The 19,470-nt window shown below is 65.4% G+C and carries 15 protein-coding genes; 10 read left to right on the top strand and 5 right to left on the bottom strand.

All coding sequences use genetic code 11. From position 1 onward, the window contains the following. The coding region (locus E8F12_RS21320) for a cbb3-type cytochrome c oxidase subunit I (RefSeq protein ID WP_280327180.1) at positions 1-994 on the bottom strand (994 nt) is incomplete at its 3' end. A 267-nt stretch (positions 995-1,261) separates the two neighbouring features. Here E8F12_RS21320 and E8F12_RS21325 point away from each other — a divergent pair. From E8F12_RS21325 to E8F12_RS21335, 3 genes are all read left to right on the top strand, one after another. Then, positions 1,262-2,932 (top strand): nitrite/sulfite reductase, encoded by a 1,671-nt coding sequence (locus E8F12_RS21325; RefSeq protein ID WP_280327181.1) that lies wholly within the window; start codon positions 1,262-1,264, stop codon positions 2,930-2,932. After that, positions 2,929-3,405 carry a DUF934 domain-containing protein gene (locus tag E8F12_RS21330; protein ID WP_280327182.1) on the top strand — a complete coding sequence of 159 codons (477 nt, stop codon included), beginning with the start codon at positions 2,929-2,931 and terminating at the stop codon, positions 3,403-3,405. The genes E8F12_RS21325 and E8F12_RS21330 overlap by 4 nt, the downstream gene beginning before the upstream one ends. Before the next feature lie 275 nt (positions 3,406-3,680). Next, positions 3,681-5,234 carry a TerC family protein gene (locus tag E8F12_RS21335; RefSeq protein WP_280327183.1) on the top strand — a complete coding sequence of 518 codons (1,554 nt, stop codon included), beginning with the start codon at positions 3,681-3,683 and terminating at the stop codon, positions 5,232-5,234. A 159-nt stretch (positions 5,235-5,393) separates the two neighbouring features. Here the strand turns inward: E8F12_RS21335 and mscL are convergent, their stop codons facing one another. Further along, a complete protein-coding gene (gene mscL / locus E8F12_RS21340) occupies positions 5,394-5,810 on the bottom strand; it encodes a large-conductance mechanosensitive channel protein MscL (protein ID WP_280327184.1) in 417 nt (138 codons plus the stop codon). A gap of 211 nt (positions 5,811-6,021) precedes the next feature. Here mscL and E8F12_RS21345 point away from each other — a divergent pair, with 211 nt between their 5' ends. From E8F12_RS21345 to radA, 3 genes are all read left to right on the top strand, one after another. Continuing rightward, positions 6,022-6,267 carry a YdcH family protein gene (locus tag E8F12_RS21345; protein ID WP_280327186.1) on the top strand — a complete coding sequence of 82 codons (246 nt, stop codon included), beginning with the start codon at positions 6,022-6,024 and terminating at the stop codon, positions 6,265-6,267. 77 nt (positions 6,268-6,344) lie between these two features. Continuing rightward, complete coding sequence (locus E8F12_RS21350) at positions 6,345-6,623, top strand: hypothetical protein (RefSeq protein ID WP_280327187.1); 279 nt, start codon at positions 6,345-6,347, stop codon at positions 6,621-6,623. Positions 6,624-6,663: 40 nt separating this feature from the next. Beyond that, the gene (gene radA / locus E8F12_RS21355) at positions 6,664-8,028 is read left to right on the top strand and encodes a DNA repair protein RadA (protein WP_280327188.1); all 1,365 of its coding nucleotides are present in this window, start codon (positions 6,664-6,666) and stop codon (positions 8,026-8,028) included. A 50-nt stretch (positions 8,029-8,078) separates the two neighbouring features. Here the strand turns inward: radA and E8F12_RS21360 are convergent, their stop codons facing one another. Continuing rightward, positions 8,079-8,447 carry a PilZ domain-containing protein gene (locus tag E8F12_RS21360; protein WP_280327189.1) on the bottom strand — a complete coding sequence of 123 codons (369 nt, stop codon included), beginning with the start codon at positions 8,445-8,447 and terminating at the stop codon, positions 8,079-8,081. 197 nt (positions 8,448-8,644) lie between these two features. Here E8F12_RS21360 and E8F12_RS21365 point away from each other — a divergent pair, with 197 nt between their 5' ends. From E8F12_RS21365 to E8F12_RS21375, 3 genes are all read left to right on the top strand, one after another. Continuing rightward, a complete protein-coding gene (locus E8F12_RS21365) occupies positions 8,645-9,151 on the top strand; it encodes a DUF3015 domain-containing protein (RefSeq protein WP_280327190.1) in 507 nt (168 codons plus the stop codon). Positions 9,152-9,305: 154 nt separating this feature from the next. Further along, entirely contained in the window at positions 9,306-11,372 is a 2,067-nt protein-coding gene (locus E8F12_RS21370; RefSeq protein ID WP_280327191.1) for a carbon starvation CstA family protein, read from the top strand. A gap of 11 nt (positions 11,373-11,383) precedes the next feature. Beyond that, positions 11,384-11,587 carry a YbdD/YjiX family protein gene (locus E8F12_RS21375; RefSeq protein ID WP_069082186.1) on the top strand — a complete coding sequence of 68 codons (204 nt, stop codon included), beginning with the start codon at positions 11,384-11,386 and terminating at the stop codon, positions 11,585-11,587. Positions 11,588-11,847: 260 nt separating this feature from the next. Here E8F12_RS21375 and glyA read toward each other — a convergent pair whose 3' ends face one another. Both glyA and E8F12_RS21385 read right to left on the bottom strand, forming a co-directional pair. Continuing rightward, entirely contained in the window at positions 11,848-13,101 is a 1,254-nt protein-coding gene (gene glyA, locus E8F12_RS21380; protein ID WP_280327192.1) for a serine hydroxymethyltransferase, read from the bottom strand. Between the two features lie 169 nt (positions 13,102-13,270). Next, on the bottom strand, positions 13,271-17,410 hold the full coding sequence (locus E8F12_RS21385) for an EAL domain-containing protein (RefSeq protein ID WP_280327620.1): 4,140 nt from the start codon (positions 17,408-17,410) through the stop codon (positions 13,271-13,273). 339 nt (positions 17,411-17,749) lie between these two features. Here E8F12_RS21385 and ettA point away from each other — a divergent pair, with 339 nt between their 5' ends. After that, positions 17,750-19,417, top strand: a complete 1,668-nt coding sequence (gene ettA / locus E8F12_RS21390; protein WP_280327193.1) for an energy-dependent translational throttle protein EttA — start codon at positions 17,750-17,752, stop codon at positions 19,415-19,417. Positions 19,418-19,470: the final 53 nt, after the last annotated feature.

A 19,470-nucleotide genomic window follows, 5' to 3' on the forward strand; every position in this document is an offset into this window, starting at 1 on the left:
TCTTGATGGCCATCATCGGGCCTTCGAAGGTGGACATGCCGTAGAAGGCCAGGGACACCACCAAAAAGCGCAGGATCGGGTCGTCGCGCAGCTTATGCCAGGCGCCGGAGAGGGTCATCATGCCGTTGATCATGCCGCCCCAGCTGGGCGCCAGCAGGATGATCGACATCACCATGCCGAGGGACTGGGCCCAGTCCGGCAGAGCGGTGTAGTGCAGGTGGTGCGGGCCGGCCCAGATGTACAGGGTGATCAGCGCCCAGAAGTGGACGATGGACAGCCGGTAGGAATACACCGGGCGCCCGGCCTGCTTGGGGATGAAGTAGTACATCATCCCGAGGAAACCTGTGGTGAGGAAGAAACCCACGGCGTTGTGGCCGTACCACCACTGCACCATGGCGTCGGTGGCGCCGGAGTAGACCGAGTAGGACTTGAACCAACTCACCGGGATGGCCAGGTGGTTGACCACGTGGAGCATGGCGGTGACCAGGATGAAGGCGCCGAAGAACCAGTTGCCGACGTAAATGTGCTTGGTCTTGCGCTTCAGGATGGTACCGAAGAAGACCGCCCCATAGGCGACCCAGACGATGGCCATCCACACCGCGCCGGTGAATTCCACCTCGGCGTATTCCTTGGTCGAGGTCAAGCCCTGGGGCAGCGTGACCAGGAGGATCACCACCAGCGCCTGCCAGCCCCAGAAGGTGAAGGCCGCCAGCTGGCCTCCATAGAGCCGCGCCTGGCAGGTGCGCTGCACCGTGTAGTAGCTGGTGGCGAACAGCGCGCTGCCGCCGAAGGCGAAGATCACCAGATTGGTGTGTAGCGGGCGCAGGCGGCCGAAACTGGTCCAGGGCAGGTCGAGGTTCAGATCCGGCCAGACGAGCTGGGCGGCGATGAACACCCCCATACCCATGCCGACTATGCCCCAGACCAGGGTCATGAGAGTGAACTGACGGACCACCTTGTAGTTGTAGGTGGGTTCGTGGATTGCGGTGTTCATGTGCAGGCCTTTCGAGTGGGAACGAGGCGAGGTGCCACTCTAGAAAGCCCACCGAAAAGGAAACAGACTCAGATCGATGCACTTTTTGGTGCTCAGATAGGAATGGCACCCTGTAAGAGCGAGCTTGCTCGCGAAAGACGTCCATTCGCGAGCAAGCTCGCTCCTACAGTTCAATCTGATACGGTTTTTCGTGTCGAACCTGAAGCTGTTTTCGTCTTGCTCCCGTGGCCATAGTGACGCCTCCGCCCGCCTTGCTGGAGCCCTTGCATGTACCACTACGACGACTACGACCGCGCCCTGGTGCAGGAGCGCGTCGCGCAATTCCGCGACCAGGTGGCGCGGCGTATCAGCGGCGAGCTCACCGAGGAGGAGTTCCTGCCGCTGCGGCTGCAGAACGGCCTCTACCTGCAGAAGCACGCCTACATGCTGCGGGTCGCCATCCCCTACGGCACCCTATCGTCGAACCAGCTGCGCTGCCTGGCGCGCATCGCCCGCGAGCACGACCGCGACTACGGCCACTTCACCACCCGGCAGAACATCCAGTTCAACTGGATCGAACTCGCCGAGGTGCCAGACATTCTCCAGCAACTGGCCGAGGTTGAGATGCACGCCATCCAGACCTCCGGCAACTGCGTGCGCAACATCACCACCGAAGCCTTCGCCGGGGTGGCTTTCGATGAGCTGCTGGACCCGCGCCCGCTGGCGGAAATCCTCCGCCAGTGGTCGACCATCAACCCGGAATTCCTCTTCCTGCCGCGCAAGTTCAAGATCGCCCTGTGCGCCGCCGAGGAAGACCGCGCAGCGATACAGATGCACGACATCGGCCTCTATCTCTACCGCGACGACGCCGGTGAAATGCGCCTGCGGGTGTTGGTGGGTGGCGGCCTGGGGCGCACGCCGATCCTCGGCCAGCAAATCCGCGACGGATTGCACTGGCGGCACCTGCTGTCCTATGTCGAAGCCATCCTGCGGGTCTACAACCGCCATGGGCGGCGCGACAACAAGTACAAGGCGCGGATCAAGATCCTGGTCAAGGCGCTGGGCATCGAGGCCTTCTCCCGCGAGGTGGAGGCCGAGTGGCAGCACCTGAAAGACGGCCCCGCCGAGCTGACCGAGGCCGAATACCAGCGGGTCGCCGCCAACTTCGACACGCCGCCCTACGCGCGCCTGGACGACACCGACCTGGGCTTCGGCAGCCACCTGGCGCGGGACCCGGAGTTCGCCCGCTGGGCGGCGCGCAACCTGCAACCGCACAAGGTGCCGGGCTACACCTCGGTAGTGCTCTCCACCAAGCCGGGGCCCGACGCCCCGCCTGGGGACGTGACCGCCGCACAGATGGAAGCGGTGGCGGACTGGGCCGAGCGCTTCGGCTTCGGCGAGATCCGCATCGCCCACGAACAGAACCTGGTGTTGCCGGACGTGCGCAAGGCCGACCTGCACGGCCTCTGGCTGCGGGCCCGCGAGCAGGGCCTGGCGACGCCCAATATCGGCCTGCTCACCGACATCATCGCCTGCCCCGGCGGCGACTACTGCTCGCTGGCCAACGCCAAGTCCATCCCCATTGCCCAGGCCATCCAGGCGCGCTTCCCGGACCCGGCCGCGCTGCAGGAGCTGGGCGAGCTGAGCCTGAACATCTCCGGCTGCATGAACGCCTGCGGCCACCACCACATCGGCAACATCGGCATCCTCGGCGTCGACAAGGGCGGCAGCGAGTGGTACCAGATCACCCTCGGCGGCGCCCAGGGCATGGATAGCGAACTGGGCAAGGTAATAGGCCCGTCCTTCAGCGCCGCAGAGGTGCCCGAAGTCATAGTTCGCGTGGTGGACACTTTCCGCGACTACCGCGAGCCGGAGGAGCGCTTCGTCGACACGGTGCGGCGCATCGGCCTGGAGCCCTTCAAGGAGCGGGTCTACGCCAAGGCGGAGGTGCCGGCATGAACAACCTGATCAAGCTGCTGGATGGCCAGGCGCGCCTGGTGGACGACCCCTGGACCCTGGTGCGCGAGGCGCAGGAGCCGCTTCCGGCAGGGCAGCTGATCCTGCCCATGGCGCTCTGGCGCGAGCGTGGTGGAGTCGACGGCCTGCTGCTGCAGCCGGATGACGAGGTGGAGGAGCTGGTGCCCTATCTCGCCGGGCTGTCGCTGATCGCCATCGACTTCCCCAGCTTCCGCGACGGCCGTGGCTACAGCCAGGCCTACCTGCTGCGCACCCGCCTGGGCTGGCGTGGCGAGCTGCGAGCGGTGGGCGACGTGCTGCGCGACCAGCTCAGCCATATGCGCCAGTGCGGCTTCGATGCCTTCGCCGTGCGCGAGGACAAATCCGCCGAAGATGCGCTCAAGGGGTTGGCCGGCGTGAGCGTGCTCTACGGACGTTCCGTCATAGAGCCGAGGCCCTTGTTCAGACGTCGTTAAGAGATTTCATACATCATTGGTAAAGATTTCCGGCTTAAAGCCGGAAATTTTCTGACCTAGCATTTGCAGTTCGTTTATCCGAACCGGAAACCAATGAACAGCGATTGTTGCAAGCCGCCCCCTGCGTCCCAGGGTGCGGCACCCCATCCCTCCGGCGCACTGGCGCGCCAATCCGAATTGCAGCGCCCCGCTGCATGCTCCCCACACAGGTCGAAGCAACGCCAACCGGCGTGGCTCGTGCGTGCCCGTAACGTTCTCCCGAGAGCCTGACCCCCATGGAATGGATAGCTGACCCCACGGCCTGGTTGGGCCTCTTGACCCTGATCGTCCTGGAAATCGTCCTGGGCATCGACAACCTGGTGTTCATCGCCATCCTGGCGGACAAGCTGCCGCCCCATCAGCGTGACCGCGCGCGGCTGTTCGGCCTATCGCTGGCGCTGATCATGCGCCTGGGACTCCTGGCCAGCATCTCCTGGCTGGTGACCCTGACCGAGCCGCTGATCGACATCGTCGGCAAGAGCTTCTCCGGCCGTGACCTGATCATGCTGGGCGGCGGTGTGTTCCTGCTGTTCAAGGCCACCATGGAGCTGCACGAACGCCTGGAGGGCCGCGTCCATAGCCAGGGCGGCAGCCGGACCTACGCCCTGTTCTGGCCGGTGGTGGCGCAGATCGTGGTGCTCGACGCAGTGTTCTCCCTGGACGCGGTGATCACCGCCGTCGGCATGGTCGAGCACCTGGAAGTGATGATGATCGCCGTGGTCGTATCCATCGGCCTGATGATCATCGCCAGCAAGCCGCTGACCGCCTTCGTCAATGCGCACCCGACGGTGATCATCCTGTGCCTGGGCTTCCTGATGATGATCGGCTTCAGCCTCACCGCCGAAGGCCTGGGCTTCCACATCCCGAAAGGCTATCTGTACGCCGCCATCGGCTTCTCGCTGCTGATCGAGGCCGCCAACCAGCTGGTGCGCTGGCGCCGCAAGCGCCACCTGCAGGGCGGCCGCGACCTGCGTGAACGCACCGCCCACGCGGTTCTGCGCCTCATGGGCGGGCGCAGCGTCGAGGCCGAGGAGGTGGGCGAGGAAATCGCCGACCTGCTGGGCGGCAACGATGCTGGTGCAGTGCCCTTCGACCGCCGCGAACGGATCATGATCAGCGGCGTGCTGGGCCTGGCCGAGCGCCCGATCCGCACCCTGATGACCAATAGGGGAGAGGCGGAGCGCATCGACCTGGATGACCCGCGCGAGGCCATCCACGATGCCCTGCTGCGCTCATCCCACTCGCGCCTGCTGGTGATCCGTGGCGGCGATGTCGACGAGCCCCTGGGCTACGTACACAAGAAGGAACTGTTGCGCGAACTGCTGCAGGGCGAGGACCCGGATATCGAGCAACTGCTGCGCATCCCGCCGAACCTGCCGGAAAGCGCCTCGGTGCTGGGTGCCCTGGAGGAAATGCGCAAGGCCTCGACCCACGTGGCCTTCGTGGTCAACGAGTTCGGCGGCTTCGAGGGCCTGCTGACCATGACCGATATCCTCGAATCCATCGCCGGCGAGTTGCCCGATGCCAGCGAGGTGGACGGCCTGGATATCGAGACTTGCGAGGATGGCTGGAAGGTCAGCGGCGCGGTGAACCTGAGCCTGCTGGGCGAGCGCCTGGGGTTCTCGGCCAAGTCTGGGGAGGACTACCAGACCCTGGCCGGCCTGGCCATGAGCCTGCTTGACCGCCTGCCGGTGACGGGCGACTCCCTGGAGTTCGCCGGCTGGCAGCTGCAGGTGATCGAGGTGAAGGAACGGCGGGTCAACCGGCTGCTGCTGAAACCGCTGGCGTAGGTTGGGAGGCCTGGTAGGGGCGAACTCATTCGCCAAGCGGACCGCAGGTTCGCCCTGCAAGCCCAAGGGGGGGCCGCTTCGCGACCCATAGCGAATGAATTCGCCCCCACAGGTGACAACGGCGCCCAGATGGCGCCGTTGTCGTTTCTGCAATGTCCGTCAGGGCTGCCTGTCCTGCTGCGACTTCAGCAGGTCGCGAATCTCGGTCAGCAGGGTTTCCTCGGGAGTGGGCGTCGGCGGCAGTTCCGGGGCGGCGGCTTCTTCGCGCTTGAGCTTGTTGATCACCTTGATCCCCATGAAGATGGCGAAGGCGACGATGACGAAGTCCAGAATCGTCTGGATGAACTTGCCGTAGCTCAACATGACTGCCGGGATCTCGCCCTCGGCGGCCTTGAGGGTGATGGCCAGGTCGGAGAAGTCAACCCCGCCGATCAACAGGCCGATCGGCGGCATGATCACGTCTCCGACGAAGGACGAGACGATCTTGCCAAAGGCCGCGCCGATGATGATACCCACGGCCATGTCGACCACGTTGCCCTTGACGGCGAAGGCTTTGAATTCGTTGAGCAGACTCATGTTTCACTCCCTGAGGTTCTGGTTTTAACGCTGAAGTGTAATTCAGCCGGTCGAGGCCGCCAGCGTTGGCCACCTCCCTGTGCAACGGCGCACATGCTAGGGCTCTGGCATGCGCCGTGCCAAGCCTGTGAAGGGTTTCCGTCAGGCGGCGTTTCCCCGCGCCGAGCCCTGGTCTAGCCTGAGGGGAGGCTTCAAGAGGAGGGTCGCAGCCATGCCGCTAGAACATCATCCGCTCAACCGTGAATTCCCTGAGTTCAAGGACACCATGCGCAGCCTGCTGCAGAGCGATGCGCACTTTGCCCGGTTGGCGGGGGAGTACCAGGATCTGGATTCGCGCATCTACGAGGTCGAGGACGGCAATCAGGCCCTCGACGACAACACACTGCACGGCTTGAAGGTCCAGAGGGTCGCCCTCAAGGACGAAATCGCCCGAATGCTCAAGGGCGCCAAGGGCTGAACCCTGGATTGACCGGGATCAACAGGGCCCGGGAGGTGACCGGATAGGCTGGGCATCCATCATCCGGAGCCTGTCCCATGCCTACCACCCCCCAGCTGTCCGGCGCGGACCTCTCATCCGCGTCGCCGGTTTCCCTTGAGCGCCAGGAAGCCATCGAACGCCTGGCCCGCCTGCAACAGCAGTACGACCTGCTGCAACGCCGCATCGAGCGCGTCGAGGCGGGAAGCGAGCCGCTGGACGGCTCCAGCCTGAACGCCTTGCGCATGCGCCTTGACGGCCTGCAGCAGGACCTGGAGCGCCAGCGCCGGCGCGCCAGTGGCCAGTGCTGCAACTGTGGGGGCGGTTGCCGAGCGTGATCCGCTATCATGCGGGCTTTGTTTTTCACGGAGTCCGCTGATGGCCAAGGCCAAGCGCATGTACGGCTGCACCGAGTGCGGCGCCACCTTCCCCAAATGGGCCGGTCAGTGCGCCGACTGCGGGGCCTGGAACACCCTGGTGGAAACCGTGCTGGAGGGCGCCGCCGCCTCGTCCGGTGGGCGTACCGGCTGGACCGGCCAGCAGGCGCAGATCAAGACGCTGGCGGAAGTCAGCGTCGAGGAAATGCCACGCTTCTCCACGGCGTCCAACGAACTCGACCGCGTCCTCGGCGGCGGCCTGGTGGATGGCTCGGTGGTGCTGATCGGCGGCGATCCGGGCATCGGCAAGTCCACCATCCTCCTGCAGACCCTCTGCAACATCGCCGCGCGCTTCCCCGCGCTCTATGTCACGGGTGAGGAGTCCCAGCAGCAGGTGGCCATGCGCGCCCGCCGCCTTGGTCTGCCGGAAGACAAGCTGAAGGTCATGACCGAGACCTGCATCGAGTCCATCATCGCCACCGCACGGGTGGAGAAGCCCAAGGTGATGGTGATCGACTCCATCCAGACCATTTTCACCGAACAACTACAGTCGGCTCCCGGCGGCGTGTCCCAGGTGCGCGAAAGCGCCGCGCTGCTGGTGCGTTTTGCCAAGCAGAGCGGCACAGCGATCTTCCTGGTGGGGCACGTCACCAAGGAAGGCTCCCTGGCCGGCCCCCGCGTGCTGGAGCACATGGTGGACACCGTGCTCTATTTCGAGGGCGAATCCGATGGCCGCCTGCGCCTCTTGCGGGCGGTGAAGAACCGCTTCGGCGCGGTCAACGAACTGGGCGTGTTCGGCATGACCGACAAGGGACTGAAGGAAGTGTCCAACCCCTCCGCGATCTTCCTCACTCGCGCCCAGGAGTCCGTGTCCGGCAGCGTGGTGATGGCCACCTGGGAAGGCTCGCGGCCCATGCTGGTGGAGGTACAGGCGCTGGTGGACACCAGCCACCTGGCCAACCCCCGCCGCGTGACCCTGGGCCTGGACCAGAACCGCCTGGCCATGCTCCTGGCGGTATTGCACCGCCACGGCGGCATTCCCACCTATGACCAGGACGTGTTCCTCAACGTGGTGGGTGGGGTAAAGGTGCTGGAAACCGCCTCCGACCTGGCGCTGATCGCGGCCATCATCTCCAGCCTGCGCAACCGGCCACTGGCCCATGATGTCTTGGTGTTCGGCGAAGTCGGCCTGTCCGGCGAAGTGCGCCCGGTGCCTAGCGGCCAGGAGCGCCTGAAGGAAGCGGCCAAGCACGGCTTCAAGCGTGCGATCGTGCCCAAGGGCAATGCCCCCAAGGAGGCCCCTCCAGGGCTGGTGGTGATGCCAGTAACTCGATTGGAGCAGGCGCTGGACGCGCTGTTCGAGTAGGGCAGGGCAGGCCCTCGGCCTGCTTTCTCGAGTGGATTCGCCCCTACAGGCTACGGCTCGCCCAGCGCCGTCAGGTCGCGCTCCAGCAGCTCCTCGTCCCCCAGGTTGAGCTCCACCAGGCGGCGCAGGTGGCTGATGGAGTCGAGATCGATATGGCGGCAGACGAAGCCGAGCTGGTCGCCCTCGGAGCGGGTCAGTTCCACTTCCATTTGCACCTCAATGCCGGCGCCCAGGCTGATCCGCGCGTCGAAGAGCCGGGCCGGATCGCCATCCCAATCCGCCGGGCGAATCACCAGGATGCCCTTGAGGGAGATGTCGTGCAGCTCCGCTGCCCAGCGATTGGCGCCCTGGGTGATTTCCGTGGCAGCGTCGAAGTTGATGCGGTGGAAGCGCCGACGTTCGTTGGCGGTTTCACTCATGACCGTGCTCCTGCGAGGTTTCAACCACTATAGACAAGGCTGGCGGGCTTCTGGGGGGGCAGTGGAACCGGAATACGGCGCATTGCATCCGCAATGGTCGGAGCCGGCAACGCCGCACGGTGGCTAGTTTGACAGTTCTTCATCTGTCGCCAAAGCTGCTTAGGCGGTTTTTCTATAAATCCATGCGGAGCGCAAAAATGGATAAGCGACTGCTTAGCAAAGGGCTGATCGTCGGACTGCTCGGGGCAGCCAGCTTGGCGGCGCAGGCCGACCAGGCCGGTGGCGGCGGCTGCGGCTGGGGGAACATGTTGTTCGAAGGCCAGCGCGGCCTGTTTCCCCACCTGCTGGCGACCACCACCAACGGTACTTCCGGCAACGCCACCTTCGGCCTGACTTCCGGCACCAACGGCTGCGACTCCAGCGTGCGTCTGGGCTACGGCGGGCGTTCGCTGCTGGCGATGAACGGGATGCTGGACAACATTGCCGAGGACATGGCCCAGGGCAAGGGCGAGGCGCTGGACGCCTATGCCACCCTGCTGGGCATCGAGCAAACCGACCGCGCCCATTTCGCCCAGGTCACCCAGGCCAATTTCTCCACCATCTTCTCCGCACCGGACGTGACCGGGGAACAGGTGCTCGCCGCCACTCTCGATGTGATGAGTCGCGACCAGCAATTGGCGCGCTACGCCAAGCTGCCGAGCTAAGCCCTGCAGCGCATAAGGAGGCCGGGCAATTGCCCGGCTTTTTTCTATCCCTCGTCGCTGAAAAGCCCGTTCCAGACAACAGCCTGCCAACCCTCGACGCAGGAGCGGCTAAGCTTGTGCGGTGGCTTGTCTGTTCACCCATTCGGAGCTTCCTATGAACAATAACAACAGCGTCCTGCGCCACCTGCCCTGGGCAGCGCTGGCTGTGGCCGGCGCCTGTGCCCTGGGTGTCGTCGCATTGCGCCGCGGCGAAGCGATCAACGCCCTGTGGATAGTGGTAGCCGCCGTCGCGCTCTACCTGGTTGCCTACCGCTACTACAGCCTGTTCATCGCCACCCGGGTGATGCAGCTGGACCCTACCCGCGCCACGCCGGCGATCATCCACAATGACGGCCTGGACTATGTCCCGACCAACAAGCACGTCCTCTTCGGTCACCACTTCGCCGCCATCGCCGGTGCCGGCCCGCTGGTGGGCCCGGTGCTCGCGGCGCAGATGGGCTACCTGCCCGGCACGCTCTGGCTGATCGCCGGGGTGGTCTTTGCCGGGGCGGTGCAGGACTTCATGGTTCTGTTCATTTCCAGCCGGCGTAACGGCCGCTCGCTGGGCGAGCTGGTTCGCGAGGAAATGGGCCAGGTGGCGGGCACCATCGCGCTGTTCGGCGCCTTCATGATCATGATCATCATCCTCGCGGTGCTCTCGCTGATCGTCGTGAAGGCCCTGGCCGAGAGTCCCTGGGGCATGTTCACCGTGATGGCGACCGTCCCCATCGCGATGCTGATGGGTATCTACATGCGCTATATCCGCCCGGGCCGCATCGGCGAGATTTCGGTGGTCGGCGTGGCGCTGCTGTTGGCGTCCATCTGGCTCGGTGGCCAGGTGGCCGCGGACCCGGTCTGGGGCCCGGCCTTCACCTTCACCGGCGTGCAGATCACCTGGTTGCTGATCGGCTACGGCTTCGTCGCCGCGGTACTGCCGGTGTGGCTGATCCTGGCGCCGCGCGACTACCTGTCGACCTTCCTCAAGATCGGCACCATAGTCGGCCTCGCGATCGGCATCCTGATCCTCGCCCCTGAGCTGAAAATGCCGGCGCTGACCCAGTTCGTCGACGGCACCGGCCCGGTGTGGAAGGGCACCCTGTTCCCCTTCCTGTTCATCACTATCGCCTGTGGCGCGGTCTCCGGCTTCCATGCGCTGATCTCCTCGGGCACCACGCCCAAAATGCTGGCCAGTGAGTCCCATGCCCGTTACATCGGCTACGGCGGCATGCTGATGGAATCCTTCGTCGCCATCATGGCCATGGTCGCCGCCTCGGTGATCGAACCGGGCGTGTACTTCGCCATGAACAGCCCGCCGGCCGTGGTCGGCGCCGATGTCACCAGCGTCGCCGCAGCGGTCAGCAACTGGGGCTTCGCCATCACTCCCGAGGCACTGGAAGCCACCGCCAAGGACATCGGTGAGCACACCATCCTGGCCCGCGCCGGCGGTGCGCCGACCCTGGCCGTGGGCATCGCGCAGATCCTCCACCAGGTGCTGCCGGGCGAGAACACCATGGCCTTCTGGTACCACTTCGCGATCCTCTTCGAGGCGCTGTTCATCCTCACCGCGGTGGACGCCGGCACCCGCGCCGGGCGTTTCATGCTGCAGGACCTGCTCGGCGAGTTCGTCCCGGCCCTCAGCAACACCGAGTCCTGGACCGCCAACGTCATCGCCACCGCCGGCTGCGTGGCCATGTGGGGCTGGCTGCTGTACCAGGGCGTGATCGACCCGCTGGGCGGCATCAACACCCTCTGGCCGCTGTTCGGCATCTCCAACCAGATGCTCGCGGGCATCGCCCTGATGCTGGGCTGCGTGGTGCTGATCAAGATGAAGCGCCAACGCTATGTCTGGGTCACCCTGGTACCGGCGGTTTGGCTGCTGATCTGCACCACCACCGCAGGTGTGATCAAGCTGATCGACCCGAACCCGGCGGTGGGCTTCCTCGCCCTGGCCAAGAAGTACAGCGATGCGCTGGCCGCCGGCCAGGTGCTGGCCCCGGCCAAGGACATCGGCCAGATGCAGAACGTGATCTTCAACGCCTACACCAACGCGACCCTGACCGCGCTGTTCCTCTTCGTGGTGCTCAGCGTACTGTTCTATGCGATCAAGGTAGGGCGCAATGCCAGGATGAAGCCGGAGCGCACCGACAAGGAAGCGCCGTTCCAGCCGATTCCGGATGCCTGAGGAGGTAGTCCATGTTCAACGACCTCAGCCGCATGGGTAAGTACTTGGGCCAGGCCGCCCGCATGCTGGTGGGCATGCCCGACTACGACAACTACGTCGAGCACATGCGCAGCAAGCACCCGGACAAGCCGGTGATGACCTATGAGGAGTTCTTCCGCGAGCGGCAGGAGGCCCGTTATGGAGGTGGCAAGGGGCGGCCCGTACGCTGCTGCTGAACCCGTCGATGCGGTAACCTGAGCGCCACGCATGCCGTGGCGCTTTTTTTGATTGCAGGGTAGATCGAGTACCCTGCAATGCGACCGGTCTCATATGGGGGGACCACGCTTCACCGGTCCACCGGCGTGTCCCGTAGGTGTAAGCGAGGTTCCCGGAAGCCCCCGATGGAGGAAATCCGCAACATAGCCGGGCAGGAAATCCAGGGGCGGCGGCAAACAAAAAGCCCGGCATTCGCCGGGCTTCTTCATAGCGCTGTCGCTTACTTGCCGTAAACCGGCAGCTTGGCGCAAACGGCCTTCACCTGCTCGCGGACGCGGTCGATCACGGACTCGTCGCCCATGTTCTCCAGGATGTCGCAGATCCAGGTGGCCAGCTCGCGGCACTCGACTTCCTTGAAACCACGGGTGGTCACAGCCGGGGTGCCGATGCGCAGGCCGGAGGTGACGAAGGGCGAGCGCGGGTCGTTGGGCACCGAGTTCTTGTTCACGGTGATGAAGGCGCGACCCAGGGCGGCGTCGGCGTCTTTACCGGTGATGTCCTGCTTGATCAGGCTGAGCAGGAACAGGTGGTTCTGGGTGCCGCCGGAAACCACGTCGAATCCGCGGTCGAGGAAAACCTGGGCCATGGCCTGGGCGTTCTTCACCACCTGCTGCTGGTAAGCCTTGAACTCGGGCTGTAGGGCTTCCTTGAAGCACACGGCCTTGGCGGCGATGACGTGCTCCAGCGGGCCGCCCTGGGCACCCGGGAAGACGGCGGAGTTCAGCTTCTTCTCGATTTCCTCGTTCTTGCGCGCGAGGATCAGGCCGCCGCGCGGGCCGCGCAGGGTCTTGTGGGTGGTGGTGGTGACCACGTCGGCGAACGGAACCGGGTTCGGGTACACGCCAGCGGCGACCAGACCGGCCACGTGGGCCATGTCGACGAACAGGTAGGCGCCTACCTTGTCGGCGATGGCGCGGAAGCGCGGGAAGTCCAGGACCTGGGAGTAGGCGGAGAAACCGGCGACGATCATCTTCGGCTTGTGCTCGACGGCCAGGCGCTCGACTTCGTCGTAGTCGATCAGGCCGTTAGCGTCGATGCCGTACTGCACGGCGTTGTACAGCTTGCCGGAGGAGGAAACGCTGGCGCCGTGGGTCAGGTGACCACCGTGGGCCAGGCTCATGCCGAGGATGGTGTCACCGGCCTGCAGCAGGGCCAGGTAGACGGCGCTGTTGGCCTGGGAACCGGCATGGGGCTGGACGTTGGCGTAGTCGGCGCCGAACAGCTCCTTGGCTCTGTCTATCGCAAGCTGCTCGACCACGTCGACGTACTCGCAACCGCCGTAGTAGCGCTTGCCCGGGTAGCCTTCGGCGTACTTGTTGGTCAGCACCGAGCCCTGGGCTTCCATCACCGCCGGGCTGGTGTAGTTCTCGGAAGCGATCAGCTCGATGTGCTCTTCCTGGCGCTGGGCTTCTTGCTCCATAGCGGCGAACAGGTCGGCATCGTAGCGGGCGAGGGTCAAATCACGGCTGAACATGGCGGTCCTCTGTTGGGAACGGTGCAGGGGAAAGGCGCGCATTCTACCTGATCGGTCGCTGGCTGGCATATGAAGGTCGGTCATGTGACAGACAAGTGGCCTTCATTCGGCGTCGCAGCGGTGGTCGGCTTGATGGGTATCGCAGGCTCGCGAAGCGATACCCATCGGTTCAGCTGAGAATGAAGTCCGCGCTGACGCCGAACAGGCGCTCGAACTGGGCGGCCGGCACCGGGTGGCCGAACAGGTAGCCCTGCACCTCGTCGCAGCCGTGCTCGCGGAGGAAGCCCAGCTGGGCGTGGGTTTCCACGCCTTCGGCGATCACCGCCAGGTTCAGGCTGTGGGCCATGGCGATGATGGCGCGGGCGATCTGTGCATCGCGCTCGCCGTCGGGCAGGCCGTCGACGAAGCTGCGGTCGATCTTCAGCACGTCGATGGGGAACTGCTTGAGGTAGTTGAGCGAGGAGTAGCCGGTGCCGAAGTCGTCGACCGCGATGCACAGGCCGAGACGCTTGAGGTTCTCCAGGACGTTCATGGCTTCGGCCACGTCGCGCATCAGGATGCTCTCGGTCAGCTCGAGCTCCAGGCAGGCCGGCGGCAGGCCGCTGTCTTCGATGATCGCGGCGATGCGGTGGGCCAACTGGCCGTCGGCGAACTGGCGGGCGGAGATGTTCACCGAGATCTTTGGCAGGCGCATCTTTGCCTGGTGCCAGGCCTTGAGCTGGCGGCAGGCTTCGCTCAGCACCCAGTCGCCCACCTGCACCACCAGACCGAGCTCTTCCAGTACCGGGATGAAGTCGCCCGGCGGCACCAGGCCGCGCTTGGGGTGACGCCAGCGGAGCAGGGCCTCGACCCCGGTGAGGCGCTTGCCATCGCCGGAGAACTGCGGCTGGTAGTAGAGCAGGAACTCGCCCTGCTCCAGGGCGTGGCGCAGGTCGCTTTCCAACTCCAGGCGCTCCAGGGCGCGAGCGTTCATGTCCGCCTGGTAGAACTGGAAGTTGTTCTTGCCGCGCTCCTTGGCGTGGTACATGGCGGTGTCGGCGTTCTTCATCAACTGGCTCAGCTCGCGGCCGTCCTGGGGCGAGAGGGCGATGCCGATGCTGGCAGTGACGAAGAACTCGCGGCCTTCGAGGACGAAGGGGCGGGCGAGGCTGGCGAGGATCTGCTCGGCGACGTGGATGGCCCGGTTCAGCGCGCCCTCGCGAGTGGCGCGCGGTTGCAGCAGCAGGGTGAACTCGTCGCCGCCCATGCGCGCCACGGTGTCGTCCTCATCGACACAGGTGGCCAGGCGCACGGCCACCTCCTTGAGCATGCGGTCTCCGGCGGCATGGCCGAGGGAGTCGTTGATCGGCTTGAAACGGTCGAGGTCGAGGAACATCAGCACCACCCATTCCTGGTGCCGCTCGGCGTGCTGCAGGGCGGTGTGCAGGCGGTCCTGGAACAGGGTGCGGTTGGGCAGGTGGGTCAGGCCGTCGTAGTAGGCCAGGCGGTGGATGCGCTGTTCGCTGGCCTTGCGCTCACTGATGTCGCTGAAGAAGCAGACGTAGCTGACCAGGTCGCCGTCCTCGTCTTGCACAGCGGTGATGCCGACCCAGGCCGGGTAGGTGTCGCCCGCCCGGCGCTTGAGCCAGATCTCGCCTTCCCAGCTGCCGCGCTGGTTGAGCTGGCTGATGATGTAGTTGAGCTGGTTGGCCTGCTGGCGGTCGGCGGTGAACATCGAGGGCAACTGGTCCAGCACCTGGCTGGCATCGTGGCCGGTGATGCGGCAGAAGGCTTCGTTGACCTGGACGATGTAGCCGGCCGGGTCGGTGACCAGGATGGCCGAGGTGGAATGCTCGAACACCGTGGCCGCCATGCGCATGTCTTTTTCGGCGCGGCGCTGCTGGCTGATGTCGCGGCCGACGCCGAGCATGCCTTCGAAGCGCCCGTATTCGTCCCACATCAGCATGGTGCGCAGTTCCACCGGAATCTTCTGCCCATCGGCGCGCATGCAGTCGAAGAGGAACAGCCGCGCCGGCATCTGGCTACGCAGTTCGGCCAGGCGCTGGGGGTTGCCCAGGGCATTGCGGATCTGCTCCAGCTGTTCGAACAGGGTAACCATGTGCCGCGGGTCGGCGGCCATGCCGTTGAAGCCGTTGGCGAGCGTCCACTCGGCGCTGTAGCCAAGCACCGGCAGCACCGAGGGGCTCACGTAGTTGAGCTCGAGCTCGCTGTCGGTGGTGAAGATCACGTCGCTGATGCTTTCCGCGAGCATGCGGTAGCGGCGTTCGCTCTCGCGCATGGATTCGGCGGCTTCGATCTGTTCGGTGATGTCCTTGGCCACGCCGATCAGCCGGCTCACCCGGCCCTTCGCGTCGCGGGCCAGGGCCTGCTCGCGGATGTCGAACCAGTGCCAGCTGCCGTCCTTGTGTCGCCAGCGCAACTGGCACTGCAGCAGCAGGCCGTCGCCCACCACCTGTTGCAGGCTGCGCACGCGCCAGTACTGCTCGGCGTCATCCGGGTGCAGGATATCTTCCCAGAAGCGCTCGCCCATCCGGTAGATATCCCTGCGGCTGTAGCCCAGCTGCTGGCCGAGGCGGTTGTTGGTGAGCATCACCCGCTTGCCGATGATGTCGTGCACGTAGAGGGTGTCGGGCACCGCAAGCACCACGTCGGACCAGAAGCGTTCGCGCTCGATCAGCGACAGCTCCACCTGCTTGCGGCTGGTGATGTCGTTGATGCTGAGGGTGACGGCGTCCAGGTCCTGGATCATGTCCGGCAGGTGCAGCACCAGCCAGATGTGTCGTTCCTGGCCCTGGGCGGTGACGATCCGGCTTTCCATCTCCAATTGCTTGCTGCCGCCCAGCAGTGCCGCCATCAGCTGGAATCGAATGCCGCCCTCATGCAGCGGCCGGGAGCCGATCAGTTGCTGCCAGGCCTGCTCGGCGTCGCTGATCTCCAGAAGGCGCATGGCCACCTGGTTGACCTCGGTAATGCGCAACTGGCGCAGTAGCTCCGGGTTCCGCTGCGGGTTGTCCTTGATCCAGGCCGCCAGGCTCGCCTTGTCGCGCACGCCTTGGCGGATCAGGTAGCCGCGCAGGTCGGCGAGGTCGAGCACGCAGAGGGCGATGCCGCTGCCTTCGAAGATGTCCTGGTACCGCCGCCGGGTTTCCTTCAGCACGCGCAGGGCGCGCTGCTCTTCGGTCACGTCGCGCAGTACCCAGACGTAGCCGAGCAGTTGCGCGCCGTCGTTGAGGTCGTTGCGGGTCACGGCCAGCAGGCGCTGTTCGCCGCCGTGCCGGAACTGCACCAGGTCCGAGCCCAGTTCCTGGCTGAGGCCGGGAGCATTCAGCAGCAGCGGGTCGAGACCAGGCAGCAGCGCCAGCAGGTGGTGGTCCTGGGCCGCCGCGCCGCTGATGCCGAACAGGCTCTCGGCCTGGGGGTTGAGGTAGCTCAGGCGGCCGTCCACCTCGGTCACCAGCACCCGCTCCTCGATCACGCCGAGGGCGCTGGCGGCTTGGCGCAGGGAGCGCCGCGAAGCGTCGTTGAGTTCGCGCAGGCCGCGTTGCTCGCGCTGCAGGTAGTAGAGCGCGATCAGCGCCAGGCTGGCGCTGATGAGGAACAGCAGCAGCTTGCTCAGGAGCTCGGGCAGCAGGCCGCTGCGCACCTGGCGCTCGTCATGGAGGGCGCGGACCTGCCAGTCGCTGTGGTCCAGGGGCGAGACGAGTATGGTCTGCCCCTCCTGCTCGGCGGTCAGCGGCATGACGATGGGGCTGGCGCGGTCCGGCTTGCCGCTCTGCACCAGGACGCGCTCGAGGAAGTGGTCCTCCAGCAGCCAGCGGTAGTCGCGGTCCTCATGTTTGAGCAACCAGGTGCGAATGGCCTCGGCGTCCAGGCGCAGGGCCCAGTAGCCGCTCGGTTCGGGCAGCGGTGACTGGCGCAGGAGCAGATACACCCGGCCACGGCCCTGGGCGCTAAACGCGAAATGGTATACCTCGCCCTCGCTGCGCTGGACCAGGCTGGCGAGGAACAGGGCGTCGTCGCTATCGGCCTGGGTATCGGCCAGCAGGCTGCCGTTGGGATTGAGCCAGGCCAGGCTTTGCAGCGAGGGCAGTATGGGCCGCAGGAGGCCCAGCGCGACCAGACGGTGGTTTTCCACCTGCGCGTCGGGCGACTGCTGGCGGAGCAGGGCGAGCACCGCGTCGACCTTCATCCGCATGATGAGTTCGAGGTGGCTGGCCAGTTCGCGGGTCAGGGTGTAGTTGCGATCCCGCGCGCCGTTCTGCAGCTGGCGGTATTCCTGATGCAGCTGCCAGAGCAGCAGGGCCAGCATCAGCAGCACCAGGCCCACCAGCAGGCCTTTGACCGAGCGGCGTACGGGAGCGTCGGACGGCTTTCCGGGCTCGTGCTGGGCGGGGGGGATCGGGCTGTCTGGCACGGATGGCGTTCCTGCTGCTACTACTCGAATGGCAGGTGGCGGGACGTCCCGGAGCCTTGGCCGCGGGGCGGCTAGCATGCCTTGAAGGCGTGCAAAGTGCCAGTACGACCGACGAGCGTCGTTTGCCCTCCCTGGCGCATTCCGGTAGCTTTGCCGCACGCGCGAGGGAGCGCCTGTTCCCAGTTTGTCGCTCCCCGCCTTTATCCAACATTCGTCACAGCACCAAGGTCAGTCATGGCTCAATACGTCTACACCATGCACCGGGTCGGCAAGGTCGTGCCCCCGAAGCGTGAGATTCTCAAGGACATTTCCCTGTCTTTCTTCCCGGGCGCCAAGATCGGCGTGCTCGGCCTGAACGGCGCGGGCAAGTCGACCCTGCTGCGCATCATGGCCGGGGTGGACACCGAGATCGACGGTGAAGCCCGCCCGATGCCGGGGATCAAGGTCGGCTACCTGCCCCAGGAGCCGAAGCTGGACCCGGTCAAGACCGTGCGTGACATCGTCGAAGAGGCCGTTGGCGAGATCAAGCAGGCCCAGGCCCGCCTCGACGAAGTCTATGCCCTGTACGCCGAGCCGGACGCCGACTTCGACGCCCTGGCCGCCGAGCAGGCCAAGCTGGAGGCCATCCTCCAGGCTTCCGACGGCCACAACCTGGAGCGCCAGCTGGAAGTCGCCGCTGACGCCCTGCGTCTGCCGCCGTGGGACGCGAAGATCGAACACCTCTCCGGTGGCGAGAAGCGCCGCGTGGCGCTCTGCCGCCTGCTGCTGTCGGCCCCCGACATGCTGCTGCTGGACGAGCCGACCAACCACCTGGACGCCGACTCCGTGGCCTGGCTGGAGCACTTCCTCCATGACTTCCCCGGCACAGTGGTGGCGATCACCCACGACCGTTACTTCCTCGACAACGTCGCCGGCTGGATCCTCGAACTGGACCGTGGCTACGGCATCCCCTTCGAGGGCAACTACTCCGGCTGGCTGGAATCCAAGGCCAACCGCCTGGCCCAGGAAGCCAAGCAGGAGGCTTCTCACGCCAAGGCCATGAAGGCCGAACTGGAGTGGGTGCGCCAGGGCGCCAAGGCTCGTCAGTCCAAGTCCAAGGCCCGTCTGCAGCGCTTCGAGGAAATGCAATCGCAGGAATTCCAGAAGCGCAGCGAGACCAACGAGATCTACATCCCGGCCGGTCCACGCCTGGGCGACAAGGTCATCGAGTTCAATAACGTCACCAAGGGCTACGGCGACCGCGTGCTGATCGAGGACCTGTCCTTCAGCGTGCCCAAGGGCGCCATTGTCGGTGTGATCGGCGGTAACGGCGCCGGCAAGTCGACCCTGTTCCGCATGGTCCTGGGCAAGGAGCAGCCGGACTCGGGCAGCATCGAGATCGGTGAGACTGTGCAACTGGCGAGCGTCGACCAGAGCCGTGACAGCCTGGAAGGCACCAAGACCGTGTGGGAGCAGATTTCCGACGGTTTCGAGCAGATCAGGATCGGCAACTACGAAGTCCCGTCGCGCAGCTACGTCGGCCGCTTCAACTTCAAGGGCGCCGACCAGCAGAAGTTCGTCAAGGACCTCTCCGGTGGTGAGCGTGGCCGCCTGCACCTGGCCCTGACCCTGAAGCAGGGCGGCAACGTGCTGCTGCTCGACGAACCGTCCAACGACCTGGACGTGGAAACCCTGCGTGCCCTGGAAGAGGCGCTGCTGGACTTCCCCGGCGCCGCCATCGTGATCTCCCACGATCGCTGGTTCCTGGACCGTATCGCCACCCACATCCTGTCTTACGAGGACGACGGCAAGGTGGCCTTCTTCGAAGGCAACTACACCGAGTTCGAGGCGGACCGCAAGAAGCGCCTTGGCGAGGCGGCGTCCCAGCCGCACCGCGTGCGCTACAAGAAGCTGGCGCAGTAAGCGCCAACGCGACAACGGAGCCGCAAGGCTCCGTTTTCGTTTCTGGAGGTTCG

It is taken from the genome of Pseudomonas sp. BN102 (assembly GCF_029871245.1).
Taxonomy (GTDB): domain Bacteria; phylum Pseudomonadota; class Gammaproteobacteria; order Pseudomonadales; family Pseudomonadaceae; genus Metapseudomonas.

Excerpts from the sequence above, each read along its gene's own strand:
- E8F12_RS21325 (WP_280327181.1), top strand. The coding sequence starts at position 1,262 with ATGTACCACTACGACGACTACGACCGCGCCCTGGTGCAGGAGCGCGTC.
- E8F12_RS21330 (WP_280327182.1), top strand. The coding sequence starts at position 2,929 with ATGAACAACCTGATCAAGCTGCTGGATGGCCAGGCGCGCCTGGTGGAC.
- E8F12_RS21335 (WP_280327183.1), top strand. The coding sequence starts at position 3,681 with ATGGAATGGATAGCTGACCCCACGGCCTGGTTGGGCCTCTTGACCCTG.
- mscL (WP_280327184.1), bottom strand. The coding sequence starts at position 5,810 with ATGAGTCTGCTCAACGAATTCAAAGCCTTCGCCGTCAAGGGCAACGTG.
- E8F12_RS21345 (WP_280327186.1), top strand. The coding sequence starts at position 6,022 with ATGCCGCTAGAACATCATCCGCTCAACCGTGAATTCCCTGAGTTCAAG.
- E8F12_RS21350 (WP_280327187.1), top strand. The coding sequence starts at position 6,345 with ATGCCTACCACCCCCCAGCTGTCCGGCGCGGACCTCTCATCCGCGTCG.
- radA (WP_280327188.1), top strand. The coding sequence starts at position 6,664 with ATGGCCAAGGCCAAGCGCATGTACGGCTGCACCGAGTGCGGCGCCACC.
- E8F12_RS21360 (WP_280327189.1), bottom strand. The coding sequence starts at position 8,447 with ATGAGTGAAACCGCCAACGAACGTCGGCGCTTCCACCGCATCAACTTC.
- E8F12_RS21365 (WP_280327190.1), top strand. The coding sequence starts at position 8,645 with ATGGATAAGCGACTGCTTAGCAAAGGGCTGATCGTCGGACTGCTCGGG.
- E8F12_RS21370 (WP_280327191.1), top strand. The coding sequence starts at position 9,306 with ATGAACAATAACAACAGCGTCCTGCGCCACCTGCCCTGGGCAGCGCTG.
- E8F12_RS21375 (WP_069082186.1), top strand. The coding sequence starts at position 11,384 with ATGTTCAACGACCTCAGCCGCATGGGTAAGTACTTGGGCCAGGCCGCC.
- glyA (WP_280327192.1), bottom strand. The coding sequence starts at position 13,101 with ATGTTCAGCCGTGATTTGACCCTCGCCCGCTACGATGCCGACCTGTTC.
- E8F12_RS21385 (WP_280327620.1), bottom strand. The coding sequence starts at position 17,410 with ATGCTGGCCCTGCTGCTCTGGCAGCTGCATCAGGAATACCGCCAGCTG.
- ettA (WP_280327193.1), top strand. The coding sequence starts at position 17,750 with ATGGCTCAATACGTCTACACCATGCACCGGGTCGGCAAGGTCGTGCCC.